General features: G+C 70.7%; 6 protein-coding genes. 4 read left to right on the top strand and 2 right to left on the bottom strand.

Annotation, left to right across the window (positions count from 1 at the left end):
* Positions 1 to 154: 154 nt before the first annotated feature.
* Positions 155 to 2,956: a winged helix-turn-helix domain-containing protein gene (locus tag OD750_RS10830; protein WP_263544728.1), complete on the bottom strand. Its 2,802-nt coding sequence runs from the start codon at positions 2,954 to 2,956 to the stop codon at positions 155 to 157.
* A gap of 672 nt (positions 2,957 to 3,628) precedes the next feature.
* Here OD750_RS10830 and OD750_RS10825 point away from each other — a divergent pair.
* The 4 genes from OD750_RS10825 to OD750_RS10810 all read left to right on the top strand — a co-directional run bounded on the left by OD750_RS10825 (position 3,629) and on the right by OD750_RS10810 (position 13,637).
* Entirely contained in the window at positions 3,629 to 3,880 is a 252-nt protein-coding gene (locus OD750_RS10825) for a hypothetical protein (RefSeq protein WP_263544727.1), read from the top strand.
* A 100-nt stretch (positions 3,881 to 3,980) separates the two neighbouring features.
* Positions 3,981 to 8,402, top strand: a complete 4,422-nt coding sequence (locus OD750_RS10820; protein WP_263544726.1) for a M64 family metallopeptidase — start codon at positions 3,981 to 3,983, stop codon at positions 8,400 to 8,402.
* A gap of 70 nt (positions 8,403 to 8,472) precedes the next feature.
* On the top strand, positions 8,473 to 12,861 hold the full coding sequence (locus tag OD750_RS10815; protein ID WP_263544725.1) for a M64 family metallopeptidase: 4,389 nt from the start codon (positions 8,473 to 8,475) through the stop codon (positions 12,859 to 12,861).
* Between the two features lie 83 nt (positions 12,862 to 12,944).
* The gene (locus OD750_RS10810; protein WP_263544724.1) at positions 12,945 to 13,637 is read left to right on the top strand and encodes a glutathione binding-like protein; all 693 of its coding nucleotides are present in this window, start codon (positions 12,945 to 12,947) and stop codon (positions 13,635 to 13,637) included.
* A gap of 4 nt (positions 13,638 to 13,641) precedes the next feature.
* Here the strand turns inward: OD750_RS10810 and OD750_RS10805 are convergent, their stop codons facing one another.
* Positions 13,642 to 14,538: a LysR family transcriptional regulator gene (locus OD750_RS10805; RefSeq protein WP_263544723.1), complete on the bottom strand. Its 897-nt coding sequence runs from the start codon at positions 14,536 to 14,538 to the stop codon at positions 13,642 to 13,644.
* Positions 14,539 to 14,608 lie beyond the last annotated feature (70 nt).

Here is a 14,608-nt window from a genome sequence, read left to right as displayed (position 1 = left end):
GTCACGCATCCGTCCATCCCATCGGCGACCTCTCGCCGCATGCGCACGCGACGCGCGTCCGCACCGCTTCGTCGATGCAATCGCCCGACGCTTTTCCGGCCGCATGCGGCTCGTCCGTCCGTTCCGCAACCGATGGAACGCGCGCGACAGATCCCTATCGCGCGGTGCCGTCGACCAGCCAGCGGCGCGACGCGCCGCGCATGCCCGACTGCGCGATCAGGGCGTCGTACGCCGCACGGCTGCTGCCGATCGCGTCGAGCCGATCGCGCGCAAGGCTCATCGCTTCGAGCTGCACGAGTACGTCGCCGCGCTCGTGCGCCTCTACGTTCAATGCCGCCAGAACCGGCCACGCGGCCGTCTCGTCGCCGCTCGCCAGCGCGATCGACGCCCCAAGCAGGCGCGCCGTGGCGTTGTCGGACCAGTCGTCGGCCGGTATCGCCGTGCGAGCCCGCTCCAGTTCGGCCGCCGCTTCGCGGTACCGTCGCTCGAACAGCAGAATCTGGGTCTGCTGCAGCCGCGCGGCCCCCTCCAGCCGCCGAAATCCGCTGCGTTCGGCATAGGCGAGCCCGCGGTCGACGACGCGGCGTGCGTCGTCGACATCGCCGAGCCAAAGCAGCAACTGGGCACGATACGTCGTCTGCAATACGTGCCAGTTCGGGTTCGATGGCGTATCGTCCGCCACCTTGGGCATCGTCATGCGCGCCCGCGCGCCTTCGCGATCGCCGCTCACCATGGCGACGGCCGCGAGGCCCAGTTGTCCGACACTGCTCTCCACCGGCCTCGGCGAGGCCGCGCACACGGCGAACCGGCTTCGCGCGTGTTCGAGAGCGCCCTGCCTCATGAGAATGTCGGCGTCGACGCACGCGAGTCCCGCCGTCGTGGCGCTCGGCGCGTTCGCGGCCGTTCGATCGCGCAGCCCGATCGCGCCGAGCGTCCGCAGCGCCGCCGCAAATTCACCGATGTGAGCTTCGAACCGCGCGATGTTGATGCCGAGATCGACGCCGGCGGATCCGCGCAGCGCGTCGCCGCGCCATCGTTCGATGCGCCGGCGCGCCGCGGCATAGTCGCCGCGCTGCACCTCGTCGTAGAGCACTCGGGCTTCGACGCCGCGCTGTTGCACGACGTTGCCGCCGATCCGGGCGGCGTGCTCGGCTTCCGCCAGACTTTCGCGATACGCGGGAAAGTCGCCGCCGTTCGCCGCCAGCAGCGCACGGTCGAGCAGCGCCTGCACTTCGAGCGCGACGTTGCCGACTGCGCGGGCCTTCGCCAGCAACGTGTCGAGCTGCCTCCGCGCATTCGCGCCGTCCGGCGCGAGCGACGCCGCCGCGACGTTCGCGCGCAAGGCGCCGAACGCGTCGCCGGCCGACTCGAAACGACGCGCCGCTCGCCGCAACGCGTCGGCGTCGGGCGCGCCCCCGCTCGCCTGCGCGCCGGCAAGAACCGCGATCATCTGCGCGCGAGCGTGCAACGCCTCGCAGCGACCGGCCATCGCGCCGGCGCGGAGCGCCGACGTGCGCGCGGCGTGCGCGTCGCCGAGGGCCAGTTGCGCATCGGCGCGCAGCAGCAACGATTGCGCCTGCAGCAGCGCCGGCGGCGTTTCGCCGGACGCCTCGTCGAGCATGCGCAGCGCCTCGTCGGCGCGATCGTCGGCGAGGAGATTGCGCGCAGCGTCGATCCGGAACCGCACCTGGTGCGGATACGCTCGCGCCAGCGCCGAATAGTCGTACGCCGCGACGTCGAAGTTCTGCAGGACCTCGGCGCGCTGCGCGCCGAGCAAGCGGCGCGCGAGGTACGGCATGCCGGCGATCCAGGTCGACAACGCGGCGACATGCTCTCGCGCCGGAGCAATCTGGCCGAGTTCGACCAGGCGACGCGCAAGCTGCAGACGGGCGGGTTCGAAGCGCGGCGCGCGGCGCACCGTTTCTTCAAGATCGGCCAGGGCCATCGCGCCGCCGCGCCGCGCATCGAGCGCGCGAGCGTACGGGCGCACCGCGTCGAGCGGCAGCGCGAACGCAACGGCCGCTTCGTTCCGATCGGGGGCGACGGCCGCGATCACCTGACGCGCGAGCGCGTCGACGAGCCGCGGCAGGTCGTCGGCACCGCCGGCGACCTGCCAGTGTTCGTCCCCGCCGCGACCGACGCGCTGCGCGTCGAGGACGAGACGCTGCGAGGCATCGTCCAGACGGGCCGACAGCAGCAGCACGTCGTCGTTCGCGCGCGCCGCGCCGATATCGGCACCGGCCGCCACCCTCGCGACGTCGCGCAGATGCAGGTCGCCGAGCTGCCATGCGATCCATTCGCTCGCCAGCACGATCGCGGCGCGCGGCGCGCCGTCGTTGCCGTCCGCGACGGCCTCGACCACCACGAGCCGAGCCGGGGTCTGCGCGCCCTCAGCACGCGAGGCGAACCACCATCGCCCGATCAATGCCGCGGCCGCCGCCGTCGCGACGAGCGCGACGATCGCGATTCGACGACGGATGCGCGGCCTTGCGACCGACGGCGCCGATTCCGCCTCCGTCCGCACCGCATCGGCCGATGCGCCGGGCGTCACGTCTCGCCCGGCCACGGGCGGCGCGGCCTCGACGACCGGATTTTCGTCGGCGGCCGCACCGAGCACTTCGATGGGCGGACCTTCGAACACGTAGCCGCGCTTGGATACGGTGCGTATCCAGGTCTTGCCTTCGTCGCCGAGCGCGCGCCGCAGCAGCCACACCGTCTGCGTCAGGTTCGCGTCCTCGACCAGTACTTCCTTCCATACCCGCCGAAAAATATCGTCCCGCGCGAGCAGCACGCCCGGCCTCGTCAGGAACAGTACGAACAGATCGAACGCACGCGGCGGCAATGCGATCTCGCGACCGTCGCGCGTCAGGCGCGAGTAGCGCAGATCGATGACGACCGTCCCTATTCGCAGCAATCGAGCGTCGGCATTCGGCTCGCCGTCTGAAGCGTCTTGCATCCGTCATCTCGTGAGTGGCCGGTCGCGTCGCGTGCGCCGTCCGCGACGCGCGCGACGGCGCCGTTTGGCCACACCGAGTCTAGTGCAGCGGGCCGGTCGATAAATCCGCCGGACAGGGCCGATCGGCAGAAAATATGAAACAGAATGTATATTCGGATACGTATCTATTTTATTCGCTCACAATCATTGAATCCGCGAGCGAATGTTCAATCGCCGGAAACCGCCAGGCGACGTCGGCAGATCGACGTCCCGCTGCCGGTGTCCCGTCCGGTGAGTTGCCTGAAGAACTCGCGAGCGGTTTTGGCCGCGAATCCGTGCGCCCCGACGCGTCGAACCGGCAGTACTTCGATCCGGCCCGACGAGTCGGCCAAAGATGCCGCGAGCGTTCATGCGAACTCATCGGACAGAACACCCGCGAGCCCGGACCCGCGGCCGGTCGGCGGTCCGCCGATGACGGGCCCGGCCGCCGACTTTCGTCTATTGGGGGGAATCGGCGCCGTTAACGTCTTTTGAATCGGGAATTCGCCCTCACGTGACTTGCACGGACCCAACCGCACAATCATGACCATGAGCGTCACCAGCAACCTCGCTCCTCCGACCGGTCCGGGCGCTCTGCGCCGTTCCGCGACCCGTCCGCGACGCCTGCGCGCCTCACGCAAGCCCGCCGAAAAAATGGAAGCGACGTCAAACCGCGCCTCGCCGTTCGGCCTCGTCGTGCTCGGCGGCGTCACCGTTGCGCTCGCCCTGCTCGCCTGCGCGTTCGTCGCGACCGGCGTCGTCGTTCTCATCGACTACGGCGCGGCCGAATGGCTGGCCGCATCCGTTCCCGCGGTGCTCGCCGCGTTGCTGTTCTTTCTGGCCGCCAAGTTCGGCGGCGCGCTGATCGGCGGCTCCGCCGACGACAAAACGCACCGGCGCGACTGACGGCAACTGCCGCCGCGGCGACATCGCCACGAAAGTACGAAAGATACGGTAGACTCCCACACGCTACCGCACGCTGCTGCGGCCAAGCGGGGGAAAACCAATGCTGCTGTCGTCCAGTCGATACCGGGCGCGCGTTGCCGCCCTGTTGTTGAGCCTGTACTGCCTGATCGCCGCCGCAGCCGAATCGCCCGGCTGGCTGCTGGTATTCGACACGAGCCAGGGCCGCTTCGCCGAGACGACCGTCGTCGCCACCGAACGCTTCGAACCGGGACACGCCGCGGACGTCGACGGCGCGTCGCGGATCGTGCTCTACGACGAAGCGGACCGCCTGCTCTACGCCGCCCCGATCGCGGTTCCGCGCAACGAGGCCCTCCGTCACGCGGGGCCTGATGCAAACCGACTCGCGGTGCGCGTGCCGGCGCTGCCGCAGGCGACGCGCATCGACATCGTCGACGCCGGTGGCGGCGTCGCCTGGAGCCGCCGCATCGACGCCGATTTTCGCGCCGGCGCGCGCCGCGCCGCCGACGGCGTCGCCGCGAAACTCGAGCTCGCCCAGCGGTCGGCCGGCAAGGCCTCGTCCGAGGCGATCGCGACCGTCGCGACACTCAACGAACGCCGCCGCCGTGACGAACGCACGCGCGTCGCCGCCGCATTCGAACGCGAGCCGACGGCCGAAAACTGGCGCCGGCTCGATACGCTGCTGCGCGCCGACGCGCCGCATGCGCCGTATCGTCCCGTGACGATCGCGCGCGCGGCGGACCGCCGCGACGCGAAGACGGCGATCGCGGACAGCCCGCCCGCGTCGGCGTCCAAGGCCGGCCCCGTCATCACGATCGGCGCACCGATCACGTATCGCGGACGCATCCTCGGCGAGGACGGCGCAGCCATCGGCACCGCGTTCCGCGCGCAGATCGAGATGCCGGGCGGAACGCGCGCGTTCCAGGTCGACGCCGACGGCCGCTACGCGGTCGAATCCGATATCGGTACGGCGATTCGCGTACACGTCGAACCGCCGCTGCCCTATCCCGAGCAGCGCCTGTTCGTCACGGTCGATACGAGCGGCAAGGCGACGGACGCGCGCCTCGCGCGCGGCTGGGTCCTGCAGGGCCGCGTCGTGACCTCGGACGGCGCCGCCGCGACCGGAGCGTTCAAGATCGTTGCCGAGGAAACGGACCTCAACGGGCCCTCCGACGCCGGAACCGCGGTTACCGACGACGGCCGGTACGCGATCGCGCTGCGCAAGGGCAGCACGAAAGAGATCGCGCTGATCGCGCAGGACCTTGCGAATCCGCAGCGCTATCTGAGCGGACGCAGCGCGATCGGCCGCGTCGACGGCGACCGCAGCGTCGACGTGACCGTCGATCCGGGCCTGGTGCTGCCGGTACGGCCGCTGGCCGACGACGCCATGCCCGACGTGGAGTGGCGCGTCGGTTGTATCGGCGAGGGCGATTTCAGCGAGGCGACCGGCACCGGCGGCGCGACCGCGATGCTGCGCGTCAGGCCGGGCGTGAAGCGCAGCTGCTACTTCCTGCCCGCCGCGCCATACCTGTCGATGACGTACGCCGACCTGCGCTTCGACAGCGGCCAGATCCTGCTGCCGGCGCTGCGCCGCGGCCATCGCGTTTCCGTCACGGTCGGGGGCGACGCCGGATCGAACTACACGCCCGTCGAAGCGACGACCGTCGACGGTGCGCATGCGCAGGGCGCGTCGTCGTTCACGAACTGGTCCGTGGTCGTGGGCGACGGTTCGGTCCTCATGAACTACGCGCCGTTCGAGGGACTGCTGCCGGCGGCCATCGGCCCGCGCCGGTTCGAACGCGACGAGCGCATCGACCTTGCGCCGCGGCGCGGCTCGACCGTGACCGGAACCGTCGCGCTCGAAACCCCGATCGCCTGGCGCAGCACCGCGTACGGCACGCTCAGCGCGTACCGCGCCGGCGACGGTGCGCTCGTCCAGTCGACAACGATCACCGAAGGCGGCGCGTACTACATCGCGCTGCCGCACGGCACCTACGACTTCCGCGCCGAGTTCTTCGAAGACCCGTCGTACGCCGTGCTGCATCTCGCGCCGGCCGAGCGGCGCGGCATCGTCGTCGCGTCCGACACGACGGTAAATCTCGTCATCCCGGCACCGGCGCGCACCGTCACGGTCAACGTGTCGTGGCCGGACTGCGACAAGAACTACCTGAGCAACGTCGTGCTGCGCCAGAACGGCCGGCTGCTGGGACGCCCGCGGCTCGGCGCGCAGAACACGTCGTGCGACGCCGGCGTGCGCACCGCGAAATCGGTCATGAAGATCGCGCAGGGCGACTACGAACTGCGGCTCGAACCGGAAGGCACCGCCGCCACGCCATGGCGCCGGCTCGACGTGCGCGACACCGACGCGACGCTCGACTTCGCGATCGAACCGACGCGCATCTGGCGCCCGAAGCTCGTCGACGAAGCGCGCCGGCCGGTCGAATTCTCGGACGGCGTGGTCATCGACACCGTGTCGCACTACCGCCGCACGCTGAGCCTCGGCCCCGACGGCCGCCTGGAAATTCCGGTGGTCGACGGCTGGCACGTGCTGCTGTGGCCGCCGGCCGGTGGACGTCTGCTGCCGGCGCGCGTCGCGTTCGACGCGGCGTTCGACATGCCCGACGAACTCGTCTTCAAGGCATTGCCGCCGGCCGTCGACGACGCCGGCAGCGTGCGGACGATCCTCGCGTCCGACCGCGCCGAGCCGTTGCGCGTACTCATCATCGGCGACGGCTACGTCGCCGAACGCGAGACGTTCACCGACACGAACGGCAACGGCGTCTGGGACGGCTACGCCTGGTACGACGGCGACGGCGACGGCGTCTGGCGCAACAACGCCCGCGATCGCATCGACGCGCACGGCGCCGCGCAGATGCCGCCCCCGGAGGGCTCCGATCCCCGCACGCTTTCCGAACCGTTCGTCGACGCGAACGGCGACGGCGTGCCGAACGTCGACGACGCGTCGTTGTTTTATGCCAATGTGAACAGTTATCTGCGCGACTGGTTCGGCGCCGACTACTGGTCGCAGCGGCGCGGCGATTTCGAAGTGAAGGCCGCGTTCCTGGCGTCGCCGCAGGCCGGCTCGTCGCTGTACGACGCGAGCGGCGCGACGCTGTACGAACGCCGCACCCTGTTCGGCGCGGGACTCGAGTCGGCCCGCGGGATCATTCTGATCGACCGCGACAAGGCGATGACCGCCGCCGAACGGCTCGCGCCGGGCTACGACGTGCTGGTGATCCTCATCAACGAGCCGCTGCTGTACGGCCGCGCGAACGCGACGATCGGCACGCTGCCGTCGTCGATCGTCGCCTACGGCGGACATCACTATGCGGGCTACCAGACGACGCCGATCGCGCACGAAGCGGGCCACGCGATCGGCTGGCTCGGCGACGAATACACGGACATGACGGTCGAAGGCGGCGTGAGCGACGTCGCCGAGCCGGTCGAGCCGAACGTCTCGGGGCGCGCCGTACGCGACGACGTGGAATGGAAAGATCTCATCGCCGGCGACGCGCCGATTCCGTCGACGTATACGCACGACGGCATCGGCCTGTTCCCCGGCGCGCGCTACTACCTCGGCGGCGCGTTCCGCCCGAGCTGGAACTCGATCATGCGCGTCGGCACGCGCTTCGACGCGGTGGGGCGCCGCGCGCTCGACGAACGCTTCAAGCGGCTGTTCCAGTCGGCCGCGACGCCGCCGTCGGGCAACTGGTACGACCGCCGCCGCGCCGGCCACGGCGTCGACCTGCAGCTGTTCCGCCGCGATCCCGAGCACGGCGACATATACTTCGTCGTTTTCTACACTTATGACGACAGCGGCAAGCCGGAATGGTACCAGGCGCTCGGCCGCATCAGCGGCGGCCTGTTCGTGCCGATCGCCGACCCGAACGGCACGACGCTCACGCGCGTGCGCGGCGCCGGCGGCGGCACGCCCGCGGCCGCGTCGGGAGACTTCGCGATCGACTTCGCGCGCAACGAGGCGTGCCGCACCGACGACCGCGCCGACGCGCCCGCGCTCGCGGCGATGCGCTGGTCGGTCGGCGGCAAGGCCGCGCTGTGGTGCATCGAACCGGCCGTCGCGCGCTCGGCGCATGCTTCGCCCGACTTCTCGGGACACTGGTTCGCGCCTGCCGATCCGGGCTGGGGCATGGAAGTCACCGCGATCGACGACGGCGACGGCGCGCCGACGCTCGTCGCGTTCCTGTACTACGTCGACGCCAGCGGACAGCCGCGCTGGGCGAGCGCGTCGACGGGCGATTTCGCTTCGGGGCAGCCGCTCGTCGCGTACGAAGCCGACAACGGCTATTGCCGCACCTGCGAAGCACCCGCGACACGCACGCAGGCGGCGATCGGCCGCATCACGCTGACGCTCGCTGCGGCCACGCGCGAAGATCCGCCCGGCGGCGCGAACCGCATCGACGTCGACATCGTGCCGCCCGGCGGCGGCGGCGCGTTCCGCAAGACCGACGTGCCGATCACGCTCTTGTCCGAACCGCCGCCGTGACGCGCCTCGCCGCGCGTCGACATAGAATCGAACGCTGCCGCGCGTCCGCGCGGCCATCAGGGAATGAACGATGTCGATCGCCGTCCGCTGCCGTGCCGCTGTCTGCGCCCTGCTCTTCGCCGTTTCGGGCATCGTCGCGGCAGCCGAGTCCGCCGGCTGGCTGTTGCTGCTGGATGCCGCCGACGGCGGCCTGACCGCGACCGACGTCGTCGCGACCGAGCGCTTCGTCCCGGGGCGGGCGATCGCCGGCGGCAGCGACGCCGCGCGGATCGAACTGCGCGACGACGCCGGCAGGCTGCTGTACCAGGCGCCGTTCGCGCTGCCGGTGCACGGTGGCGTCGCGCATGCCGGTCCCGGCGCGTACCGCCTCGCGGTGCGCGTGCCGGCGCTCGCGGAAGCGACGCAGATCGCGGCGATCGAGGCGTCGGGCCGCGTCCTGTGGAGCCGCCGCGTCGACGCGGCGTTCCGCGGCGAGGCGCAGAAGAAAGCCGCCGATGCGGCCGTCGAATTCGCGCGGGCGTCGTCGTCGGCCGGCAAATCGTCGTCCGAAGCCATCGCGAAGCTCGCCGCGTTCAACGAACGCCGCCGACGCGAGGAAGGCGACGACGCCGCGACCGCCTTCGTCCGCGAACCGACGGACGAACGCCGGCGGCGTCTCGACGCGCTGCGGCTCCCCGACGGGCCGCATTCGCCGCAGACGATCGACGCCGTACGCGCCGACGCGACGGCTGTCGCGCCGATCGCGGTGCCGGCACCGCACGCCGTACCCGCAAAAGCCGCGACGGTACGCACGTATCGCGGCCGCATCCTCGGCGACGACGGCCGCGCGCTCGGCGCCGCGTTCGGCGCCTGGATCGACCTCGACACCACGGGCTCGCGTTTTTTCACGGTCGACGCCGACGGCCGCTACACCGTCGACGTCGATGCCGGCGCCGCGGTGCGGATCGATGCGCGTCCGCCGCCGCCGTATCCGCAGCAGGCATTCGACATCGCACCCGCCCCCGACGGCAGCGTGCCCGACTTGCGGCTCGTGCGCGGCTGGGCGATCGAAGGCCGCGTGCTGACGCCGACCGGCGGCGCACCGACCGGCAACGTCGCGGTCGAGGCCAGAGTGCCGACCGGATACGGCGGCGATTACATCATCGGCGAAGGCACGGTCACGGCGAACGGCAGCTACGGCGTCGCCGTGCCGAGAGACGGCAAACCGGTCACGCTGGTGGCAACGGACCGTGCGACGCCGGCGCGCTGGCTCAACTCGCGCCGGTCACTCGGCGTCGTCGGCGGCGACCTGCGCGCCGACATCGCGCTCGACGCCGGCATCCTCGTGCCGGCGCGTCCGCTCTCAGACGGTCCGGTTCCGAATATCGACTGGCAAGTCGGCTGCCACAACGAAAACGATGCGACCTGGGGCAACGGCAACGGTTTCGCCACGGTGCTGCTGCGCATCCGGCCCGGCGCGCGCTACGGCTGTTCGCTGAGCGCGGCTGCGCCGTTCCTGCCGTCGAGCGCGCAGGGACTCGTGTTCGAGGCGGGTCAGGTCTGGCATCCGGCGTTGCGCCGCGGCACGCGCGTCGCACTCGCGGCCGGCGGCGACGCCGGGCCGTCGTGGCAGGGCTACGGCAGCGCGTACGCGGGCGGCGACACCGTGTCGTTCTCCGCCGGTTACACGAACTGGAACGTGCTCGTTCCGGACGGTCGCGTCATCCTGAATTTTCCGGCCAGCGACGGACTGATGCCGACGGCGATCGGCCCGCGCCGCTTCGCCGACGGCGAGCGCGTCACGGTCGCGCCGCGGCGCGGCGCGATGGTGACCGGCCGCGTCATGGTCGATGCGACGGACCTGTCGAACGGCGACAACTACGGCACGCTCAGCGCGTATCGCGCGAGCGACGGCGCGCTGGTGCAGTCGACCGAGATTTCCACGACCGGCGCCTACGTCATCGCGCTGCCGCTCGACACCTACGATTTCAAGGCCGAGCGCTTTCCGGAGACCGCGTTCCGGGTACTGCACCTCGCACCGACCGAGCGTCGCGGCGTCCGCATCGACGGCGACGCGACCGTCGACCTGACGATCCCGGCGCCGACGCGAACGCTGACGATCGAGCGTACCTGGGCCGACTGCGACACCTATCGCTCGACCGTCATGCACGTGCGCGAAAACGGCCGCACGCTCGGCGAACCGGTCCTGGGCAGCACCGAGTCCGCGTGCGCGAACGGCGTACGCACGATGACCTCGATGCTCAAGACGCGACCCGGCGTCTACGAACTGCGCTTCGTCTCGGCCGGCACCGATACGACGCCGTGGCGGAGCGTCGACCTGCGCGAAGCCGACGCGACCCTCGCACTCGACCTCGGACCGATGCGCGCGTGGCGGCCGAAGCTCGTCGATGCGCACGGCCGCGAGGTCGCATTCGGCGGCGGCAGCATCTTCGATCGCCGGTCGCACAGCCTCGGGTGGCTGTACGGCAACGGCCCGCTCACGATTCCGGTCAACGACGACCGCACGCTCGTGCTCGACCCGCCGCCCGGCACGCGCGCGCTGCCCAAGCAGATCGCGCTCGACACGACGGCGGCGCTGCCGGACGAAATCGTCTTCGACGAACTGCCGGCACCGTCCGGCGACGGCCCCGTCCGCACGATGCTCGCGTCGACGCGCGACGATCCGATCCGCGTGCTGTTCATCGGCGACGGCTACGTCGCCGGCCGCGAAACCTTCACCGACACGAACGGCAACGGCGTCTGGGACGGCTACACCTGGTTCGACCGCAACGGCGACGGCGCCTGGCACAGCGGCGACGGCGACCTCATCGACGGCCATGGCGACAGGCCGGCATACCCGCAGGAAGGCGCCGACCCGCGCGCGCTGTCCGAGCCGTTCGTCGACGCCAACGGCGACGGCGTGCCGAACGTCGACGACGCGTCTTTGTTTTATGCCAATGTGGAAACTTATCTGCGCGACTGGTTCGGCGGCGACTACTGGTCGCAGCGGCGCGGCGACTTCGAGGTCAAGGCCGCGTTCCTCGCCTCGCCGCAGGCCGGCGTCGGCGTCGTCGACGAAAACAATACGCGGCTGCGCGAACGCGCCTCGTTGTTCGGCGCGACGTACTACGCGAGCCGCGGCGTCGTCCTGCTCGACCGGAACGCCGCGCTGGTCGCGGCCGAACGCGTCGTGCCGGGCTACGATCTCGTCGTCGTGCTCGTCAACGAGATGCCGCGGGGCGGTCGCGCGAACGCGACGATCAATACGTGGCCCGGATCGATCGTCGCCGACGGCGGTCATCGCCTGGCCGGCTACACGAAAACTCCGATCGCCCACGAGACCGGCCACGCGCTCGGCTGGCTCGGCGACGAATACATCGAATACTGGTATCTCGACAGCGTCAGCGACATCGCCGAGCCGACGGAGCCGAATCTCACCGGCCGCCCGGCGCGCGCCGACCTCAAATGGAACGACCTCGTCGCGGCCGACGCGCCGGTGCCCTCGACGTATGCGCACGACGGCATCGGGCTGTTTCCCGGCGCGCGCTACCACCGCGCCGGCGCATTCCGGCCGAGCTGGAACTCGATCATGCGCTACGGCCTGTTCTTCGACGCCGTCGGGCGCCGCGAGCTCGACGCGCGTTTCGCACGGTTGTTCCAGACCGCGACGGCGCCGCCGTCGGGCAACTGGTACGACCGCCGCCGCGCCGGCCACGGCGTCGACCTGCAGCTGTTCCGCCGCGACCCCGAGCGCGGCGATATGTACTTCGTCGTTTTCTACACTTATGACGACAGCGGCAAGCCGGAATGGTACCAGTCGCTCGGCCGCATCAGCGGCGGTACGTTCGTGCCGATCGCCGACCCGAACGGCAGAACGCTCACGCGCGTGCGCGGCATCGGCGGCGGTTCGCCGGCCGTCGCATCCGGCGATCTGTCGATCGACTTCGCACGCAACGAGGCATGCCGCACCGACGATCGCGCCGACGCTCGCGGGCTCGCGGCGATGCGCTGGTCGGTCGGCGGCAAGGCCGCGCTGTGGTGCATCGAACCGGCCGTCGCGCGCTCGGCGCATGCTTCGCCCGACTTCTCGGGACACTGGTTCGCGCCTGCCGATCCGGGCTGGGGCATGGAAGTCACCGCGATCGACGACGGCGACGGCGCGCCGACGCTCGTCGCGTTCCTGTACTACGTCGACGCCAACGGACAGCCGCGCTGGGCGAGCGCGTCGACGGGCGATTTCGCTTCGGGGCAACCGCTCGTCGCGTACGAAGCCGACAACGGCTACTGCCGCACGTGCAATGCGCCCGCGACGCGCACGCAGGCGCCGATCGGCCGCATCACGCTGACGCTCGCGACGGCCACGCGCGAAGATCCGCCCGGCGGCACGAACCGCGTCGACGTCGACATCGCGCCGCCCGGCGGCGGCGCGTTCCGCAAGACCGACGTGCCCATCACGCTCTTGTCCGAGCCGCCGCAGTGACCTGACGCGAAACAGGCGGCGCCGCGCTTGAAAACGCGCGGCGCCGCACGCATACGCGTTCGACCTTGCGCAGGAACACGACCATGATCGAGCTTTACTACTGGGGCACGCCGAACGGTCACAAGATCACGCTGCTGCTCGAAGAAGCCGGCGTGCCCTACGAGATCCGTCCGGTCGACATCACCGCGGGCGACCAGTTCAAGCCCGAGTTCCTCGCGATCTCGCCGAACAACCGCATTCCCGCGATCGTCGACACGCAGCCCGCCGACGGCGGCGAGCCGATTCCGGTATTCGAATCCGGCGCGATCCTCCAGTACCTCGCGACGAAGACCGGCAAGTTCCTGCCGGACGACCCGCGCACCCGCACCGCCGTGCTCGAATGGCTGTACTGGCAGGTCGGCGGCCTCGGGCCGATGGCCGGACAGAACCACCATTTCGGGACGTACGCGCCGGAGAAGATTCCCTACGCGATCGACCGCTACGTGCGCGAAACCGCGCGCCTGTACGGCGTGCTCGACAAGCGGCTCGACGGCCGCGAATTCATCGCCGGCAGCGCGTACACGATCGCCGACATGGCCTGCTATCCGTGGATCGTGCCGCACGAGCGCCAGGGCCAGAACCTCGCCGACTTCCCGAATCTCAAGCGCTGGTTCGATGCGGTCGCCGCGCGTCCGGCGACGATCCGTGCGTACGCCGTCGCGAAAAACCTCGCCGCGCGCAACCCGATCACGAGCGACGAAGGCCGCCGCGTGCTGTTCGGACTCGACAAGAAATAGCGCTCTACGACGCGAGCGCCCCGCACTTTTCGGTCAGAAAACCGATCAGGAGGCGCAGCGCCGGCGACAGCTTGCGGTCGGGATAGACGAGGCTCAGCGGCACGGGTTCGCCGTGCCATTCGGGCAGCACGCGCTGTAATTTCCCGTTTTCCACATCGGCGGCGATGTCGCTCAGGATGCGATACGCGACGCCGTTGCCGCGTATCGCCCAGCGCCGCACCATCTCGGCGTCGTTGAACACCCAGCGCGGGCGCACCTGCACTTCGACGTCGTCGTCGCCGCGCGAAAGCCGCCAGCGGTCGGCCGCGCGCTGCTGCACCATGTAGCAGATGGTGTCGTGCGCGACGAGATCGAGCGGCCGCTCGGGCGTGCCGCGCCGCGCGAGATAGCCGGGCGCGGCGCACAGCACGCGCGCAAGCGTCGCGACCGGCTGCGCGATCAGGCTCGAATCGGCGAAGCGGCCGTAGCGCAGCGCGAGATCGATCGGCGAGCGGAAGAAATCGGCGACGGCGTCGTCGAGCGTCATCTGGAACTGCACGTTCGGGTGCGCCGCGGCGAACTCGTCGAGCCACGCGGCGACGCGATTGCGCCCGAAGTCGGCCGGCGCGGTGATGCGCAGGAGGCCGCGCACGTCGTTCGTGTCGCTCGCGAGCGCCAGACGCCCCTGCCGCAGCGATTCGAGCGCGCCGCGCGCATGCGCGAGGTAGCGCTCGCCCTCCTGCGTCAGTCGCAGGCTGCGCGTCGTGCGCAGCATCAGCTTCGCGCCGAGCGAGGTTTCCAGGCGTTTGAGCGCCGCACTGACCGCCGCCGGCGAGATGCCGAGCGCGCGCGCGGCGTGCGCGAGGCGACCGCTGTCCGCCGCCGCCACGAACACCGCGATGTCGCCGAGACTGTCGGACACTTCACCGTTCCTTGAGAGTGAATCTCGCCGCGCAATGGTATGGCGGAACGCGGCGCAGGCGTAAAGTGCG

This window comes from Tahibacter soli (assembly GCF_025717065.2).
Lineage (GTDB): Bacteria > Pseudomonadota > Gammaproteobacteria > Xanthomonadales > Rhodanobacteraceae > Tahibacter > Tahibacter soli.
This window is presented reverse-complemented; position numbering and strand designations above follow the sequence as displayed.